The sequence below is a fragment of the Streptomyces laurentii genome (assembly GCF_040635425.1).
In the GTDB taxonomy this organism is placed as follows: domain Bacteria; phylum Actinomycetota; class Actinomycetes; order Streptomycetales; family Streptomycetaceae; genus Streptomyces; species Streptomyces laurentii.
The window spans coordinates 33765-51610 of the sequence record NZ_JBEYHT010000004.1 but is presented as its reverse complement, the minus strand read 5'-3'; the positions used below and the strand labels follow the sequence as shown (position 1 = coordinate 51610).

At 74.5% G+C, this 17846-nt stretch carries 14 protein-coding genes; 9 read left to right on the top strand and 5 right to left on the bottom strand.

The annotated features are described in order from the left end of the window. Positions 1 to 82 precede the first annotated feature (82 nt). Both ABZ693_RS03885 and ABZ693_RS03880 read right to left on the bottom strand, forming a co-directional pair. Positions 83 to 3388 (bottom strand): right-handed parallel beta-helix repeat-containing protein, encoded by a 3306-nt coding sequence (locus tag ABZ693_RS03885; RefSeq protein WP_359873273.1) that lies wholly within the window; start codon positions 3386 to 3388, stop codon positions 83 to 85. Between the two features lie 404 nt (positions 3389 to 3792). Then, the gene (locus ABZ693_RS03880; RefSeq protein ID WP_359873005.1) at positions 3793 to 4806 is read right to left on the bottom strand and encodes a helix-turn-helix transcriptional regulator; all 1014 of its coding nucleotides are present in this window, start codon (positions 4804 to 4806) and stop codon (positions 3793 to 3795) included. A 158-nt stretch (positions 4807 to 4964) separates the two neighbouring features. Between ABZ693_RS03880 and ABZ693_RS03875 the strand changes: the two genes are divergently transcribed. Next, positions 4965 to 6377 carry an aminopeptidase P family protein gene (locus ABZ693_RS03875; RefSeq protein ID WP_359873003.1) on the top strand — a complete coding sequence of 471 codons (1413 nt, stop codon included), beginning with the start codon at positions 4965 to 4967 and terminating at the stop codon, positions 6375 to 6377. A gap of 104 nt (positions 6378 to 6481) precedes the next feature. Here ABZ693_RS03875 and ABZ693_RS03870 read toward each other — a convergent pair whose 3' ends face one another. Continuing rightward, positions 6482 to 7723, bottom strand: a complete 1242-nt coding sequence (locus tag ABZ693_RS03870; protein ID WP_359873001.1) for an alpha/beta hydrolase family protein — start codon at positions 7721 to 7723, stop codon at positions 6482 to 6484. A gap of 214 nt (positions 7724 to 7937) precedes the next feature. Between ABZ693_RS03870 and ABZ693_RS03865 the strand changes: the two genes are divergently transcribed. From ABZ693_RS03865 to ABZ693_RS03845, 5 genes are all read left to right on the top strand, one after another. Next, the gene (locus tag ABZ693_RS03865) at positions 7938 to 8534 is read left to right on the top strand and encodes an isochorismatase family protein (RefSeq protein ID WP_359872999.1); all 597 of its coding nucleotides are present in this window, start codon (positions 7938 to 7940) and stop codon (positions 8532 to 8534) included. Between the two features lie 214 nt (positions 8535 to 8748). After that, entirely contained in the window at positions 8749 to 11592 is a 2844-nt protein-coding gene (locus ABZ693_RS03860; RefSeq protein WP_359872997.1) for a DNRLRE domain-containing protein, read from the top strand. A gap of 28 nt (positions 11593 to 11620) precedes the next feature. Beyond that, positions 11621 to 12241, top strand: a complete 621-nt coding sequence (locus ABZ693_RS03855) for a hypothetical protein (protein ID WP_359872995.1) — start codon at positions 11621 to 11623, stop codon at positions 12239 to 12241. Between the two features lie 184 nt (positions 12242 to 12425). Further along, positions 12426 to 12623, top strand: coding sequence for an antitoxin (locus ABZ693_RS03850; protein WP_359872992.1), 198 nt, complete (start codon positions 12426 to 12428; stop codon positions 12621 to 12623). Positions 12624 to 12798: 175 nt separating this feature from the next. After that, positions 12799 to 13182, top strand: coding sequence for a hypothetical protein (locus ABZ693_RS03845; RefSeq protein WP_359872990.1), 384 nt, complete (start codon positions 12799 to 12801; stop codon positions 13180 to 13182). 49 nt (positions 13183 to 13231) lie between these two features. Here ABZ693_RS03845 and ABZ693_RS03840 read toward each other — a convergent pair whose 3' ends face one another. Together ABZ693_RS03840 and ABZ693_RS03835 are read right to left on the bottom strand one after the other, a co-directional pair. After that, the gene (locus ABZ693_RS03840; RefSeq protein WP_359872988.1) at positions 13232 to 14437 is read right to left on the bottom strand and encodes an amidohydrolase; all 1206 of its coding nucleotides are present in this window, start codon (positions 14435 to 14437) and stop codon (positions 13232 to 13234) included. Between the two features lie 147 nt (positions 14438 to 14584). Beyond that, on the bottom strand, positions 14585 to 15310 hold the full coding sequence (locus ABZ693_RS03835; RefSeq protein ID WP_435842335.1) for a GntR family transcriptional regulator: 726 nt from the start codon (positions 15308 to 15310) through the stop codon (positions 14585 to 14587). Between the two features lie 162 nt (positions 15311 to 15472). Between ABZ693_RS03835 and ABZ693_RS03830 the strand changes: the two genes are divergently transcribed. The 3 genes from ABZ693_RS03830 to ABZ693_RS03820 all read left to right on the top strand — a co-directional run bounded on the left by ABZ693_RS03830 (position 15473) and on the right by ABZ693_RS03820 (position 17800). Next, entirely contained in the window at positions 15473 to 16627 is a 1155-nt protein-coding gene (locus tag ABZ693_RS03830) for a threonine aldolase family protein (protein WP_359872986.1), read from the top strand. After that, positions 16561 to 16824 (top strand): hypothetical protein, encoded by a 264-nt coding sequence (locus ABZ693_RS03825; RefSeq protein ID WP_359872984.1) that lies wholly within the window; start codon positions 16561 to 16563, stop codon positions 16822 to 16824. Before ABZ693_RS03830 ends, ABZ693_RS03825 begins: the two co-directional genes overlap by 67 nt. Positions 16825 to 17200: 376 nt before the next feature. Beyond that, a complete protein-coding gene (locus ABZ693_RS03820; RefSeq protein ID WP_359873269.1) occupies positions 17201 to 17800 on the top strand; it encodes a DUF998 domain-containing protein in 600 nt (199 codons plus the stop codon). Positions 17801 to 17846 lie beyond the last annotated feature (46 nt).

Sequence of the window (17846 nt, the reverse complement as noted above, 5' to 3'; positions counted from 1 at the left end):
CGGCGGCGAGCCCTCTCGCGTACGCCGCCGCAAGGGTTTCGTACGCCGCCGCAGGGCGTCTCGTACGCCGTCGGAGGGGCCGCTACGACGGCCGCACGCCCGGCAGGTCCTCCGGCAGCAGCAGCCGCAGATCGTCCAGGCTGGGCGCCGCCACCGTGCTCAGGCGCCCGGCCTGCCGCGTCATCATCTGCTCCAGCGTCTGCCGGGCCAGCCGCGCGTTGCCGAAGGTCCGGCCCCTCGGCACCCCGTCGAAATGGGTCCGCAGGGCGGTCGCCGCGCCCGGCGCGCACTCGTAGCCGTTGTCGGCCGCGTGCTGGCGCACGATCGTGACCAGTTCGTCGGAGGAGTAGTCCGGGAACTCGATGTGCCGGGTGAAGCGGGAGTCGAGGCCGGGGTTGGATCCGAGGAAGCGTTCCATCTCCTCGGTGTAGCCCGCGACGATCACCACGAGTTCGTCGCGGTGGTCCTCCATGAGCTTGAGCAGGGTGTCGACGGCTTCCTGGCCGAAGTCGGACGTGGCGCCGCCGCCCGCCGGAGTCAGGGCGTACGCCTCGTCGATGAACAGGACACCGCCGAGCGAGCGTTCGACGGCCTCCTTCGTGAGCTGCGCGGTATGGCCCACCCAGCGGCCCACCAGGTCCGCCCGCGAGACCTCCACCAACTGGCCGCGCGGCAGCACCCCGAGCGAGGCGAGCAGCTCGCCGTACAGACGGGCGACGGTGGTCTTGCCGGTGCCGGGCGGGCCCGCGAAGACCAGGTGGTTGCTGAGGCGCGGGGTCGGCAGACCGGCCTCGGCGCGGCGGCGGGCGGTGGCCAGCAGGTTGACCAGGTCGCCGACCTCGCGTTTGACGGCGGCCAGGCCCACGAGGGCGTCGAGACGCAGGAGGGGGTCGTCGTTCCCGGTGCCGGCGGAGGCGGCGGCCGTGACGCCGACGTCCTCGGCGGTCAGGACGGCCAGGTCGCGTTCGTTCGCGTCCAACAGGCCCGCCAGACGCGAGGCCTGGCGGTCCACCATGTCCTCGAAGACCTTGCGGGCGGTGCGCCCGTTGCCGAATCCGGCGTCGCGCGGGATCGCCTCGAAGTGGGTGTGCAGGGCGGTGCGGGCGGCCGGCTCCAGTTCGTAGTGGTGGCTCGTGCACATCCGCTCCACGATGGTGACCAGTTCGTCCGAGGTGTAGTCGGTGAACTCGACACTCCGGGTGAACCGGGAGGCCAGACCCGGGTTGGAGGCGAGGAAGTCCGTCATCTCCTTCGGGTAGCCGGCCGCCACGACCACGACGTCCTCGCGATGGTCCTCCATCAGCTTCACCAGCGTGTCGATGGCCTCACGGCCGAAGTCCGCGCCCGAACCGCCGCCGTCGGAGAGGAGGGTGTAGGCCTCGTCGACGAACAGCACACCCCCCAGCGCCTTGGTGAACGTCTCGGTCGTCTTGATGGCGGTGCCGCCCACGATCTGCGCCACCAGGTCCGCCCGCGACACCTCCACCAGATGTCCGGAGCGCAGCACCCCCAGCGAGGCCAGGATCGAACCGTACAGGCGGGCCACCGTCGTCTTGCCGGTGCCGGGCGGGCCCGCGAAGACCAGATGACGGCTCATCGGCGGGGCGGGCATGCCCAGGCTGGCGCGGCGCTGGGCCAGCCGGTTCAGGTTGATGAGGGTGAGGACCTGCTGCTTCACGTCGTCGAGGCCGATGAGGGATTCCAGCTCGGCGACCGGTCCGGTGCCCTGCCGGGGTTCGGCGGCGACCGGGACGGCGCCGCCGGGCAGCCGTCCGTCCCCGGCGGCCTCGGCGCCCGCGGCGGAACCCCACGCGTCGGGCACGCCGTTGTCGGCGCTGGTCAGGTTCTCGACGGCGAGGCGGTCGCCGGGCGCCGACTGGCGCAGGCCGCTGCCCCGGTTGTCCCGTACGGCGCAGCCGATCAGCGACACCGGGTCGGCGCCCTCGACCCGTACGCCGTCGCCGCCCGACCCGGTCACCTCGCACGTGTTGAGCGCGGCCCGCGCGCCCGGGGCCACCAGCACACCGTGGTCGCCCGCGCCGGTGACGCGGACCCGGGCGGCGGACAGTTCGCCCTCCGGCTCGACGTGGACACCGGCCCCGGCCGCCGCGTCGACGGTGGTGTCCCGCAGGGTGAGCGTGCCGAGCGCGCCGACCCGTACACCCGCCTCGGCGGTGGTGCGCAAGGTGCTGCCCCCGACGTACAGGTTGCCGTGCCCGGACACATGGACCGCCGAGCCGCCGGACTCCTCGACGGTGGCCTCCTCCAGGCGCCCCCGCCCGTCCTTGGCGACCTCCACCCCGTGCGCGGCGGACCGCACCACGGCGGCCCGGCGCAGCAGGGGATTGGCGCCGGCGCGGACGACGATGCCCGAGGCCCCGGAGTCGCGTACCTCCAGACGGTCGAACTCGGCCGCCGAGTCCTCGTCGAGCAGCACCCCGATCGCCTTCGCGTCGTGCACGACGGTGCCGGTCAGCACGGGCGAGGAGAACCCGGTCACCCGGACAGCGGAGTCCGAGGCCGCGCCGAACACACAGTCCGTGACCTTGCCCCGGCTCCGTTCGGTCACCAGCAGGCCGTGTCCGGCGGTCCGTTCGGTGCGGCAACGGGTGAGGGTGGCCGCGCTTCCGGAGCCGAGGACGAAGCCGTGCCCGGTGGTGTCGCAGGCCGTCACGTCCTCCAGGACGATCGGTCCGGTGGAGGCGACGTACACGCCGACGACCGCCTCGCGCACCGTGCCGCGCACCATGCGCACGGTGCTGTCCTCCTCGACGGCGACCCCCGGCTTGTCGGCGGCGGCGATCTCGCAGTCCTCCAGGAGGACGTGCGCCTGTCCGTTCGTCAGGACACCGTTGCCGCGGGTGTCCCGCAGCCTTCCCGTCCGTACGGTGATCCGTCCGCGTTCGCCCGCCACGACGGCGGATGTGCCGAGGTGTTCGACGACGCACTCCTCCAGGAAGCTCTCGGCGGCCGAGGTCGACACCACTCCGGCGCCCGCCGGATTGCTCACCCGGCACTGGCGCAGCGCCAGGGAGCCGCTGCCCCGGGCGAAGAGCGCGGCCCACGCCGAGCCGTGCACCTCGCACCGGTCCATCGCGAGCTGCCCGCGCGGCGCGTCGACCACCGGCAGGTCGTCGTCGTGGCCGCGCAGCACGAGGTCGCTGACCATGAGCGCGTCGCCGGTGAGGGTGAGGGCGGTGCCACGCCGGGGCGCCAGCTCGACGGAGCCGGGGCCGTCCGCGGCGGTCAGGGTGATCGCCGCGGACACGGTCAGGGCCTCCTCGTACCGCCCGGGGCCGATGCTGACGACGGCGCCGGTACGAGCCCGTGCGACGGCCTCGGCGACGGTACGGAAGTCCCCCGTACCGTCCGCTGCGACGGTGAGCATCTGGCGTGACACGTGACTGACCTCCTGGCGCCCGCCGGGCCACGCGGGCACGGCGGGGCACGCGGCATCTGGGCGTGGCTGAACTCCTGTGCTCATCATGCCTGTTACCGCAGGTGGATGGCCACGGTGGGCCGGTGCGGGTACGGAGCGGGTACGGAGCGCTTCGGGAACGGCGGCGTCGGGCCAGGGGCGGTGCGCGTCCGGAGGCGAGTCCGGGCGGGGTGGCGGGGCCCCTGTCCCGGTCGGGTCCGGTCGGGTCGGGGCGTCGGCGACCCAGGCGCCCGCCCCTGGGGACCCCGGCGCTCGCGGGCCACCCCGCCGGGGCCGCCGCGACGCGGAGCACCGCCGGCCGGCCCACCGCGGACCGCGGCCGGTCACGTACCCCACCGTTCCGAGGTGTGGCGTCAGAGCCACCCCGCGCGCTGTGCCTGGAGCGCCAGCTGGAAGCGGTTGGCCGCGCCGAGACGGGCCATCAGGACCTGGAGCCGGCGGAACAGGGTGCGCCGGCTGACGCCCAGCTCCCGCGCGATCACCTCGTCGCTCGCGCCGCCCGCGAGCAGCCGCAGCAGCCTTCGGTCGGCCGACGCGGGCCCACTCGTCCCGGCCGTCCCACCTGCCCCGTCCGTCCGCGCGGGCCGGCCGCCGGGCAGGGGCAGCGCGCTGTGCCACGACTGCTCGAAGAGGGCCACGAGCGCCGAGAACAGCCCGCACGGCTGCACCACCAGCATCGTGTGCACCGCGTCCGCCTCCCGGATCGACAGCGACACCAGGGCGTACGCGTCATCGATGATCAGGAGCTTCACCGGCACCGACGGCAGGACCCGCGCCTCCTCGCCCGCCGCGACGCACGGCTCGATCGAGTCCCTGAGGTGCCCTGGATGCTCCAGCGACTCCCGCGCGTACACGACCCGCTGGCGCACCCCGCGCGCCAGCGTGGCCAGCGCGTCCTCCGTCGCGCCGGTCAGCGGCGCGTACGGCGGCGACTCCAGCTGCCGGATCTGTTCCCGGGCGCTCGCCCAGAGCAGCCGCATCCGGGGTCCGATCGCCTCGCCCGCGACCACCTCCACCAACTGCTCGTCGTGCCCGGGCAGCCGGTTCCTGCGGTACGACTCGAACGCGCCGCCGACCGCGACACGCGACTCCTCCAGCTCCGCCGCCCGGTGCCGGGCCAGCACCTCCAGACCCGCCGCCGGGGGCACCGGCGCCACCGCGTCGGCGGTCTCGTCCGCGGCCCGTGCCAGCCCTGCGTCCACCAACTCCGTGTACGCGGAGTCGAGTTCCGCGTCCTTCAGGCCGGCCGCGGCGCCGACGGCCGCCAGCGGCGCGGGCGCCCGGTCGAGCAGGGCCAGATACACCTGGACCGCGTGGTCCCCGATCCCCAGGAGACCGAGGGCCCGGCCGAGCTTCGTACGTGTCATGGGCGCATTATCGCCATGCCCGCCGCACCCGCCGTGGCCGATCGGTGCCAGTGGCACTTTCTGGCCCCGCGGACCCGGTCCGGGGACTACCGTCGGGCTCACCGGCGCCAGGTTGTGGCGGCGGTGAGCCCACACTCACCCGGACGAAGGGGCACGACGTGGCGAAGGCCCGCAAGAACAGTCTGTACACCGAGCTCTCCGGCGAACTCTCCGCACTGATGCGTACCGGCTGGGCCGACACCGAGCGGCACGACCTCACCCCCGACCCGCAGGCGGAGCACGCGGCCCGCCGCCGGGCCGCGCTCTCCGCCCGTTTTCCCGGCGAGCGTCTGGTGATCCCCTCGGGCAACCTCAAGACCCGTTCCAACGACACCCCGTACCCCTTCCGGCCGTACTCGGGCTACGTCCACATGACCGGCGACACGGTCCGCGACGGCGCGCTCGTCCTCGAACCCCGCCCGGCCGGCGGCCACGACGCGTACTGCTACCAGCTCCCGCGCGACGAACGGAACTCCGACGAGTTCTGGATCGGCTACACCGCCGAACTGTGGATGGGCCGCCGCCGCTCGCTCGCCGAGTCCGAGCGCGTCCTCGGCCTGCCCTGCCGCGACGTCCGCACCGCCGCCGCGGACCTGGCCGCCGGCCCCGGCGTCCCCACCCGCGTCGTCCGCGGCATCGACCCGGCCCTGGAGGCCGCCGTCACCACCGACGAGGAGCGTGACGACGAACTCGAGGAGGCGCTCAGCGACCTCCGGCTCGTCAAGGACGACTGGGAGATCGGCGAGATGCGCCGGGCCGTCGACTCCACCGTCCGCGGCTTCACGGACGTCGTCGCCGAACTCTCCCGCGCCGTCGCCACCTCCGAACGCTGGATCGAGGGCACCTTCTTCCGCCGGGCCCGGCTGGAGGGCAACGACGTCGGCTACGGCTCCATCTGCGCCGCCGGCGAGCACGCCACGATCATGCACTGGACCGACAACGACGGCCCGGTCCGCCCCGGCGAGCTGCTCCTGCTCGACGCCGGCGTGGAGACCCGTACCCTCTACACCGCCGACGTCACCCGCACCCTCCCCGTCAGCGGCACCTTCACGCCCGTGCAGCGCCAGGTGTACGACGCGGTGTACGAGGCGCAGGAGGCCGGCATGGCGACCGTGAAGCCGGGCGCCGCGTACCGCGACTTCCACGAGGCCGCCCAGCGTCATCTGGCGGTCCGGCTCGTCGAGTGGGGCTTCATCGAGGGGCCCGCCGACCGGGCGTACGCGCTCGGTCTCCAGCGGCGCTTCACCATGGCGGGCACCGGCCACATGCTCGGCCTCGACGTCCACGACTGCGCGCAGGCGCGGCACGAGGAGTACGTGGACGGGGTCCTGGCCCCGGGCATGGTGCTCACCGTCGAGCCGGGCCTGTACTTCCAGCCCGACGACCTCACCGTCCCCGAGGAGTGGCGCGGCATCGGCGTCCGCATCGAGGACGACCTGCTCGTCACCGAGAGCGGTCACGAGAACCTGTCGGCGGCGCTGCCCCGGTCCGCCGACGAGGTCGAGGCGTGGCTGGCCCAGCACATGGGCTGAGCCGGGCCGCGCGCACGGGCCCGTGCGAACGGGCTCCACGCGCAGGCCTCGGGTACGGGTGGTGCGTACGGACCGCCGGGGCGGGTCCCCGGCGGCCCGTGTGCTCACGGGTTGTTGAACCTGACCTCCGGGTGGAGGGGGCTCGGCCCGTCGAGCAGCGGCTGCGCCTCGCCGCGCAGATGCCGGCCGAAGAACGCGGCGAGGTAGGCGCGGGTCACGGCCTGGGACCGGGCATCCGGTATGTCGCCCTCGTTCGGCAGGCCGAAGTGGCGCAGGATGGCCGGCGCGTCGGTGAACGAGAGGTGGTCGGTCCCGGCCACCGTCAGCCAGCGCTTCTCGCCGCCGAGTGCCTTCCAGGTGGTGTCCCAGGAGGTGTCGACGCCGCCCGGCCGGTGCATGGCGTCGGTGCCGAGGAAGAGGAACGGCCGTCCGCCGAGCCCGCCCGCCGGAAGGGTGTCCCAGAACGAGCCGTCCATGTTCACCCCGGCGTCGATCCGCCGGTCCGCGATCATGGCGGCGGCGGCGCTCGCCCCGCCGATCGAGTGCCCGGCCATGCCGATCCGGTTCCGGTCGATCATGCGCGCGTACGGCTGGACGGCGCGCGGTCCGGTCAGCCGGTCCAGCAGGAAGCGGACGTCCGCCGTCCGGACCGCCGTCACGTCGGCGCCCTCGATCCGGCCCGCCTCCAACTGATCGCAGGCCACACAGGGCGCGAGGACGCGCCCGCCCGGCACCGAGGTGCCCAGGGTCTCGTAGGCGTGGTCGACCGTGGCGACGACATAGCCGCGCGAGGCGAGGTCGACGGCGAGACCCGTGAGCGTGTACCGGGGCATGCCGAAGCCCGGTGACAGCACGACGAGGGGGTGGCGGCCCGGCGCGGGCCGTACGTCCTGCGCGCTGTACGTGTTCACGGAGGTGAGGTCGCGGACGCCGGCCGGGTCCGTCACGCCGGTGGCCTCCAGGAGGAGCCGGGCCTCCTCCTCGGTCGTGTACGGGGCGGGCGCGCCCTCGGTGCGGCGGGCCGCCGGGTAGCGCACCGTCACCATGAGTTCGCGGCCGTCCGCCGTGGGCACCCAGGGGTCGGGCCGGGACCGGTCGACGAGGTGGAGCTCGCCGGCTCCGACGGCGAACCGGCCGGTGGGGGCCGGGAGTTCGAGCGGAGTCGACGCGGTGGGAGAAGCGGCGGGCGAGGCGCCCGGAGCGAGAGCCGGCAGGGACCGCACCGCCACGGTGGAAGGCGCGGGCGGCGGGGCGGTCGTCGTGGCGGCGGCCGGGAGCGTGGCCGCGGGTAAGGCGAGCGCACAGGCCGTCAGGGCGATCGCGGTCACGCGAGTGAGTGTGTTCATGGGAAGGACGCTAGGGCGCCGCCCCTGCCGCGCGCGTCCGACCACGGGCGGAGCCGGCCCACCGTACGGGGGACCTCGGATGTAGGGGACGGGTGCGGCCTGGAGAGTGAAGATGACCCTCCGGTCGTGTCGGACCGGGCCCCGGACGGGCAGGGGATGTCCCGCCGCGCGCGCCGTGCGCGCGGCCTGGTGTTCCGATCGAGAGGCAGGTCCGATGGCGGGCAGAGCGTTGATCGTCGTGGATGTGCAGAACGACTTCTGCGAGGGCGGCAGTGTCGCGGTGAAGGGCGGTGCGGAACGGGCGCGCGCCATCGAGGAGCTGGTCCGGCGGCAGGCCGGCGGGGAGTACCGCGAGGTGGTGGCCACCCGGGACCATCACATCGACCCCGGCGACCACTTCTCGGACCACCCCGACTGGAACCACTCGTTCCCCGTGCACTGCCGGGTCGGGAGCGAAGGCGGCGAGTTCCACCCGGAGTTCGCGCCGGCCGTCGCCTCGGGCGCGGTCGGCGAGGTCTTCTTCAAGGGCGCCCACTCCGAGTCCAAGAGCGGCTTCGAAGGCGCGACCGGCGACGGGGTCGGGCTCGCCGAATGGCTGCGCGCCCGGGACGTGGACACGGTCGACGTGGTCGGCATCGCCACCGACCACTGTGTGAAGGCGACGGCCCTGGACGGGGTCCGGGCCGGCTTCGGGGTGCGGGTGCTGCTCGACTACACGGCGGGGGTCGCGCGCGAGACCACCGACCGGGCGATGGAGGAGCTGCGGGCGGCGGGCGTCGAGCTGACCGGAGATCCCGTCGTACGCGCCTGAGCCGGACGCAGCGGTCGGGGCCCGCGGGTGGACGCGAGGGTTACCGGCCGGTCACCTCCTCGGGTGATGCCGAAACGTCCGGCAGCGGGGCGGAGTTCCGCCTTCCGGGGTCGGCAGGGTCACATCAGGGCGCCCGGAAGTGACATGGATAGTTCAAGCGCCCCTTGGGCAGCATGCGGCACGTCCGCCTCCTCGACCTCAGAAGGAGAACCGCGTGCACCACAGAACCACCGGCAGGACACTCGCCGTCCCCCTGACCCTGGCCCTTCTGGCCCCGGTGTCCGCGCTGGCGCTCGGCCCGCCCGCCGCGGCCGTGACCCCGGCCGCCCCCGCGCCCCGCGCCGCCGCGGCGGCCGCGCCCGCCTCCCCGACCGCCCGCGAGGAGTCGTACGCCCGGCTCACCGCCGAGGCCCAGGGCCGCCGCATCGAGGTGGTCGGCGCCCGCACCGAGAGCACCACCCTGTGGGCCAACCCCGACGGCACCCTGTCCGTCGAGTCCCACGCCGGCCCCGTCCGCTACCGCGACCACGGCCGCTGGGTCGGCATCGACCTCACCCTCGTCCGGGACGCCGACGGCACCGTACGCCCCAAGGCCCACCCACGCGGCCTCCGCCTCGCCGGCCGCACCCCGGCCGCCGGCGGCGACCTCGTCACCCTCGGCCGGGGCGCCGACGAACTCGCCCTCGGCTGGCGCGGCGCCCTGCCGGAGCCCCGGCTCGACGGCACCAAGGCCACGTACGAGAACGTGCTGCCCGGCACCGACCTCGTCGTCCAGGCCACCCGTACCGGCTTCGAGCAGTACCTCGTCGTCGCCGACCGGCAGGCCGCCGAACGCGCCGCCACCCTCACCCTCCCGGTCCGCGCCAAGGGACTGACGTCACGTCAGGGTTCGGACCGGACCCTGGAGTTCACCGACGCCCGGACGGGCCGCGCGGTCGGCCGCGCCACCACCCCGTACATGTGGGACGCCTCCGGCGGCGGCGCCGACGTGCCCGGCGCCCGTACGGCCCGGGTCGGCCTCGGCGCCACCCCGCGCGCCGAGGGCTTCGACCTCACGGTCACCGCCGACCGCGGCTTCCTCGCCGACAAGGCCACCCGCTACCCGGTCACCATCGACCCGGCCGTCTACTTCGGCACCGACTTCGACACCTACGTCCGCAACGGCGACACCGCCGACGCGTCCGCCGGCGTCGACCTGCGCGTGGGCCGCGAATGGCAGAAGGGCGAGGCCCGCTCCTTCGTCAACTTCCCGCGCAACCCCGCCGTCACCGGCCAGGACATCCTCAACGCCGAACTCAACCTCTACGCCACCTGGTCCGACGTGTGCACCCCGCGCTCCTGGGAGATCTGGGACACCGGCACCGCGTCCGCCGCCACCCGCTGGGGCACCCAGCCCGCCTGGCGTACCAAGGTGACCACCTCCACCCAGACGCACGGCAACACCGACTGCGGCACCCGCTGGATATCCGAGGACATCACCCCGCTGGTCCAGCAGTGGTCGAAGACCGCCAACCCCGCCGGCAGTGTCGACACCATCGGCCTGCGCGCCACCGACGAGGCCGACACCACGGCGTTCAAGGTCTTCGCCTCCGCGCAGACCAGCACCGCGCCGTCGATCCTCGTCACGTACGAGACGCCCGCCGACCCCGTCAAGGACCACGTCGTCTACTGGAACGACGTCCTCCAGGAGACCTTCCGGCAGGCCGGCGGCGCTCCCGGCCCGCTCGCCCGGGCCGGCGCGATGATGCACGGCGCGATCTACGACGCCGCCAACTCCGCCCGCTGCGCCGAAGGCGCCACGAAGTGCCTCGGCGACCCCTACCTGGTGAAGGCCGGCGCCTCCAACGGGGCCCTGCCGGACGTCAACAGCGCCATCGACCACGCCGCGTTCGACGTCCTGCGCTCGCTCTACCCGGCGCTGAACTTCGACGACGAGATCGCCGCCGCCCGCGCCACCATCCCGGCCGCCGTCACCACCGCGCAGCGTGCCGCCGGCACCGAGGTCGGCCAGAAGGCCGCCGCCGCGATGACCGCCGCCCGGCAGAACGACGGCTCGGCACCCGGCGCCCCGTACACCGGTTCCACCCAGCCCGGCGCCTGGCGGCCCACCGGCACCGGCGACGGCGCCACCCCGCAGTGGGGCCTGGTCAAGCCGTTCGGCATGGCGAGCGGCAGCCAGTTCCGCACCCCCGGACCGGGCGGACAGAGCGTGATGAGCAGCCTGCTGGCCGGGCAGGCGTACGCCGACCAGGTCAACGAGGTGAAGACGGTCGGCTCGGCCGAGTCCACCGCGCGCACCGCCGACCAGACCACGGCGGCACTGTTCTGGGCCAACGACCTCGACGGCACCTACAAGCCGCCGGGCCAGCTCTTCGAGCAGACCCAGATCCTGTCGCGCCAGCAGGGGACCACGGTCGCCGGCAACGCCAAGCTGTTCGCCCTGACCGCCTTCGCGCTCGCCGACGCGGCGGTCGTCGCCTGGGACCAGAAGTACCAGACCGACATCGATCTGTGGCGGCCCGAGACCGCGATCCGGGTCGACGGCGACGGCAACGCGAACACCACCGCCGATCCGAACTGGCAGCCGCTCTCCCAGGACCGGACCGGCCGGCACTTCAGCCCGCCGTTCCCCGCCTACGTCTCCGGCCACGCCACCTTCGCGGGAGCCTGGGCGAAGGCCACCCAGGCGTGGTTCGGCACCGACCAGCTGACCTGGACCGCCACCACCGAGGACCCCAACGCCCCCGGCGCCACCCGGACGTTCACCTCGGTGTCGAGCGCGGCGACCGAGGACGCGCTCAGCCGGGTCTGGCTCGGCGTCCACTACCGCTGGGACGGCTCGGACGGACTCACCGCCGGAGCCGGCGCCGCCGCGTACGGCTCCGCCAACCGGCTGAAGCCGAACACGGCCGCCGACTGGACCGCGTACGAGACGCTGCACAACCTCGCCGGCTGCCAGGCGGCCGGAAAGCGTCTCGTCGCCGAGCACCGCTGGAGCGGCTACCGGTGCACCCAGGTGCAGGCGCCCGAACCCGACCACACGCTCTACGTGAAGTAGGCCGCCGATGAGGAGGAGAGACACCGACATGCGTGTGCCGACCCAGCCCCGCCGGGGCACCGGACAGCGCCCCGGGCAGGGCGGCGCGGAGCGACCGGGCGTCCGCCGCCGGGTGACGATCGCGCTCGTCGCGGCCTGCGCGCTCGGCGCCGTCGCCGTACCCATGGCCCTGGCCGGCCCGTCCACGGCCCCTGCCGCCGCGCCTGCCGCGCCCGCCGCTCCCGTCGCGGTGGCAGCGGCCGGTGACGGCCGGCTGCTGCCCACCCCCGAGGCGCCCCGGATCTCCGACGGCTCGTACGCCGGCTTCCAGCAGTGCGGCGACCCGTCCGGCGACCCGGTCGTCAGCGGCGAGACCCCGACGCTCGCCGCCACCCTGGAGTCGGTCGCCCCGCCCGGCAGCGCCGAGCCGGAGCACCCCGGCCCGCGCCGCAAGGTGGCCTTCGAGATCGACACCGCCGCCGGGAAGAACGTGCTGCGCCGTCAGCTCACCAGCGACACCAGCCATGACGCCGCCCTCCAGCTGCCCCGTGGCACGCTCGGCGACGGCGCCTACCGCTGGCGCGTGCGGGTACGGGACGCCTCCGCTTCCTCCGAGTGGACGGCTTGGTGCGCGTTCACCGTCGCGCGCGGCGGCGGCGCCACGCGCTGATTGACGCGGGACTCCCTGACCGGTGCCCCGGGCGTACGGAACGCCCGGGGTACCGGTGCGCGGTGAGAGACGGAGTCACTGGGCCGGCGTCGGGAGCGTCGTCGGCGCGCGCGGCTGCGGATGCGGCACAGGGGGGCGTCCGCGATCCTGTGAAGGACGGGGGAACCACTCAAGGAGGCTCTCCATGTCCATGCTGGACAAGCTCAAGCAGATGCTCAAGGGACACGAGGACCAAGCGGGGAAGGCCGTCGACAAGGGCGGCGACATGGCCGACAAGCGGACCCAGGGCAAGTACAGCGGCCAGGTCGACACCGCGCAGGAGCAGGCCAAGCGGCAGCTCGGCGCCGAGGGAAAGCCTCCGGAGCAGCCGCCTCGGCAGTGACGAGAGGCGGCAGCCCGCATACGAAGGGGGGCCGGGCGTCGGATTCCGGAGGGACCCTTCCGAGTGGACTGCCCTGAGCGGACCGTCCCGAGCGGACCGAGCGGACCGAGCCGGAGTTGACGCGATCCATGGCCCGAGAGTGCCGGATGCCGGCCGGACGGGTGATCCTGGAACCATGGACCACCAGGGGCAGCAGGACCACCAGGAACACACGAACCACGGACACGTACGGGTCGAGGTCCTCGTCGTACCCGACTGCCCCCACCAGGAACCGGCCGAGGAGCGGGTACGGGAGGCCCTCGCCGACGCGGGACTCGGCGGCCAGGCGTTCACCACCCGGGTGATCGCCGACGAGGCGGAAGCCGAGCGCACCGGATTCCTCGGTTCGCCGTCGATCCACGTCGACGGCCGCGACCCGTTCGCCCCGCCCGGCGGGGCGAAGCCCGCGCTGACCTGCCGTCTCTACCGCACCCCCGACGGCCTCGACGGCGTGCCCGACCGCGCCGCCCTGCGCCGCGCGATCGAGACGGCGGCGCGGAGCGGCGATTCGGCGGACTGAGGGCTGACCGGGGCCGACCGGGGCGGGGGGAGCGGTGAGGGCGGGGCCGTCAGCCCAGGAACTCGCCGTCCCGGGCGACCACCACGCCGCCGTGCACCACCAGGTCCCGCCGCGGCAGGTCCACGACGACCTGCGGCAGCCCCTCACCGCGTACGAGCACGAAGTCGGCGGGCGCGCCGGGCGTGAAGTCGGCGTGCGCGAGGCCCATGACATCGGCGCCGCCGTCGGCGGCGAGCCGGTGGCAGTCCGTCAGTTCCTCGTCGAGGCGGACGTCCGTCACCCAGCCCAGCAGATGGGCGCGGTGCAGCATGTCGGCGTTGCCGAACGGGCTCCACGAGTCACGCACCCCGTCCGAGCCGAGCCCGACCCGGACGCCGTGCTCGCGCAGCCGGGCCACCGGCAGCACCAGCGACTCGGACGGGGCCACCGTCGTCAGCGCGATGTCCTGATCGGCGAAATCGGCCGCGAGCGCGCCCAGTTCACGGTCGGACAGGGCCGGCAGACAGAACACGTGGCTGACGGTGACCCTGCCGGCCAGCGACAGCGCGCGGGTGCGCTCGACGATGCCGCGCAGCGCCTGGACGCCGTTGCCGCCGCGGTCGTGCAGATGCAGGTCGACCCCGATCCCGTACCGGTCCGCGAGGCCGAAGACCAGGTCCAGCTGCTCGTCGAGGGCGTGGTCGAAACCGATCGGGTCGATGCCGCCGATCATGTCGACCGCGCCGCCGCGTACGGCCTCCTCCAGGAGCCGCGCGGTGCCGGGCGCGCGGATCACGCCGTGCTGCGGGAAGGCCACGATCTGGACGTCGAGCGCGTGCCGCAGCCGCTCGCGCGCCTCCGCCACACCGTCCAGGCAGGCCGTCCCGTACGCCGGGGCGACGTCGGCGTGCGCCCGCATGGCCCGGGTGCCTCGGCTGACCGCGTGGGCCATCAGCCCGTACGCGCGCTCCCCGACCGGCCGGTCTTGCGCCTCGAACAGCTCCACGTCCTGGGCGACGTAGTCGGCGAGTCCGCCCGCCGGGCGGCGGGACACCCAGGAGCCGCCCCAGGAGGTCTTGTCCGGGTGGATGTGCGCGTCCACCAGGGACGGCAGGGCGACCCGGCCCCCGCCGTCGACGACCTCCGCGCTCCTGGGCGCGGGTCCCTCGGCGATCACGCCGTCCACGACCACGAGATCCACGGACTCCGCCGCGCCGAACGGGCGGACGTTCCGGAAGACCACGGCCCGATCCGGGGAGGCGGCGCCGACGCTCATGGGAGCTCCTAGGGGGAGAGGGATGACGACTCTGGGATAACGACCCCCTACTTTGTATACCAAGAGGTCGATCGCGAACAAGAATCCCGGCTGAAGAGGGTCTTCTCCGTGTGTTCTCTCGGCCCCTTTGCGTGCTTGGTATACAAGTCAGCTTTCGGTGCTGCCCGGGTGTCCGTCGCCGAACAGACTGCGCAGGGCCACCGTCCGGCTGTCGCGTACGTGCAGCAGCGTGCAGGCCGCGGCGGCCTCCGGGTCCCCGGCCGCGATGTGCCGGTACATCTCCGCGTGCTGGGACCGCATGTGCGCGGGCTCCGCGCGCAGCCCGAACAGCAGCCGCAGCTGCCAGCTCAGCTGCTCCAGGGTGCGGGCGAGCAGCGGGTTGCGCGCCATGGCCACGATCCGCTCGTGGAACGCGGTGTGCGCGGCCACCTCCCGGGCCCCCTCGCCGGCCGCCGCGGCCTCCTCCGCTCGGCGCAGCAGCCCCGCCAGCGCCGCCGGCCCCTCGGAGTCCCCGGCGGCCACCGCCCGGGCCGCGAGCCGGGACGCCTGGATCGCGAGCGGCTCCCACACCTCGTACAGATGCTCCACGTCGGCGTGCTCCAGCCGCCGGACGCGCACGCCGCTGTGCGGCAGCAGCTCCAGGAGCCCTTCGGCGACCAGCGCGCGCAGCGCCTCGCGTACGGGCACGCGGGACATGTGCAGTTCCTCGGCGACCTCGCGCTCCACGAGCCGGGCCCCCTGCGCGTACCGCCGGTCGACGATCCGGTGCAGCACCTCCTCGCGCGCCCGCGCGCTCAGCGGAACCGCCCCGGCCGCCGCCGGGGCCGCTTCCGGTGCCGTCGCCGCCGAGCCGGTCCTGTTCCGCTGCGCCACCTGGTCCCGACCTCTTCCCGTTCCTCGCCACGCGTGCCGCGCGGAGAAGCCGAGAATACGTCGCCCACCCCCGGCCTCCTCGTCGCCGGGCGCCGGGCGGGGCCGCCCGGAGGAGGGGGAAACTCCGGTGACGGGCCCGGCCCCGTCCACGATGATCGCCGGATGACCGACAGCCCTGGCACGGATCCACGACTCCGCCGACTGAACGCCTGGCGGGGCGCGACGAAGGTACTGTCCCGGCTCGCCGCCGAGCACCGGATCGGCGACCGGCTCGCCGGCCTCGTGGCCGACGCGGGCGGCGTGTACGACCTCGACGACTGGGTCGACATGTACGGCGACGGCGTCGTCGCGGAGTTGGAACGGCGCACCGCCCGCCTCCTGGGCAAGGAGGCCGCCGTCTTCTTCCCCACCGGCACCATGGCCCAGCAGATCGCGCTGCGCTGCTGGGCCGGGCGCACCGGGAACCGCACCGTGGCCCTGCATCCCCGGTCGCACCCCGAGACGGACGAGCGAGGCGCCTTCTCCGCGGTGAGCGGGCTGCGCACCGTACATCCGACGACCCGGCCCCGGCTGCCGACGGCCGGCGAAGCCCGGGCGCTGGACGAGCCCTTCGGCGCGCTGATGCTCGAACTGCCGCTGCGCGAGGCCGGTTTCGCCCTGCCGGCCTGGGGCGAGCTGACCGACGTGGTGGACGCCGCCCGGGAGCGGGGCGCGATCGTGCACGTCGACGGGGCGCGGATCCGGGAGTGCACCGCGCACTTCGGCCGCGGCGTGGAGGAGATCGCGGCACTCGCGGACAGCGTGTACGTGTCGTTCTACAAGTCGCTGGGCGGGATGTCGGGCGCGGCACTGGCGGGGCCGCGGTGGCTGGCCGACGAGGCGAGGGCCTGGCGGCATCGGTACGGGGGAGATCTGTTCCACCAGTACCCGGCGGTGCTGAGCGCGCTGCTGGGCCTGGAGAAGGAACTGCCCCGGCTGCCCGAGTACGTGGCGCACGCGAAGGTGGTCGCGGCGGCCCTGGCCCAGGGGTTCGAGGCGGCCGGGGTGCCGTGGTTCCGGGTGCATCCCGGGGTGCCGCACATCCACCGGTTCCAGGTCTGGCTGCCGTACGGACACGACGTGCTGACGGGGGCCGCGGTACGGCTGGCCGAGGAGACGGGCACGACGCGGTTCCACCGGTGGTTCCCGGCCCCGGGGGAACCACCGGGCCTCGCGTTCACCGAAGTGACGGTGGCGGCCGAGGGGTTGGAGTGGACGGCGGAGGACGTGAAGGCGGCGGTGACCGCGTTCACCGACCGGCTGCCCGGCCCGGCCTGACCGCGGTCGTCTCAATAAGACTCGACCGCCCCGAGTTCGAAGGTGCCCCCCGTGCCGTCCTGGGCAATGCCGAAGTGCGGGAATCCGTCGCGTCGGCCGTCCAGGAGCATCTGCTCATGTGGCTGACGGAGGACCCTCGGCTCGCGGCGGCCGCCGCCGACCGCATCACGGCGGACCCACGGCCGTCCGACGCCTGAGCCCCGCGGCGGCCCGGTTGATCTCGGTGGCGGAGATCCCGTGGGCGAGCCACGCGGCGCGGTCACGTCGGAGGTCCTGCCGGGGGAGACGAATGCCGTCGGCCTTCACCAAACTCCTGGCCCGGCGGCTCAGGCCGGCCGGTGCGAACGGGATCGGGGACATGGGAGTGCCGGAGCTCACCGCTGCCTGTCGCCGCCGGGGTGGAGCACGGCCGCCGCGATCTCCCGCACGCGGTCCACGCGACGGGGGCGGACACTGCCTCAGGAGCCGCCATGGCCCGGCGTTTCCGGGGCCCGACGCGACACGGCGTCTTCACTGCCGCGTCCGGCCCTGGGGCGCGTCGCGTGGCGGTGGCCTCGGGCGGGATTACGGTGGATCGATGCGAGCCGTTCCCCGCTGGGCGCTGATCTCGTCCGGGTCCGCCCCGTCCTGCTGATCGGCGGCTGGATCGGCGCGGGCGCACTGGAAGGCGCCGGTTACGACCCCGCCCGGGACACGATCAGCGCGCTCGCGGCCTCCGGCGCCGCCGGGTTCTGGGTGATGACGGGTGCGTTCCTGGGGCTCGGGGCCTGCCATCTGGTCACCGCCTGGGGGCTGCGCGCCGCGCGGCCCGCCGGGCGGCTCGCGCTGACCGGCGGCGTGGTGGCGCTGGTGGTGGCCCTGTTCCCGGTTCCGCTCAGCGGGGGATCGATGCGGCACGGCTCGGCGGCCGCCGCCGGGTTCGCCCTGCTCGCGGCGTGGCCCGTCCTCGCCGTCGTGCCCGACGGACCCGCGCCCTGGGCGCTGCGGCCCGTCCCGGCGGTCGCGGTGACCACCGCGATGACCCTCGGCGCCGGCTGGTTCCTCGTCGAGACGGAACGGCACGGCACCGCCGGGATCGCCGAACGCTCCGTCACCTTCCTGCAGGCCCTGTGGCCGCTGGTGGTCGTCGCCTCCTGTCTGCTGCACCGGCAACGCGCCGACGCCGCCGCGTGACGGGAAGACAGGAGGGCGGCTTCTCCTCCCGCGGCTTCCCGCCTCG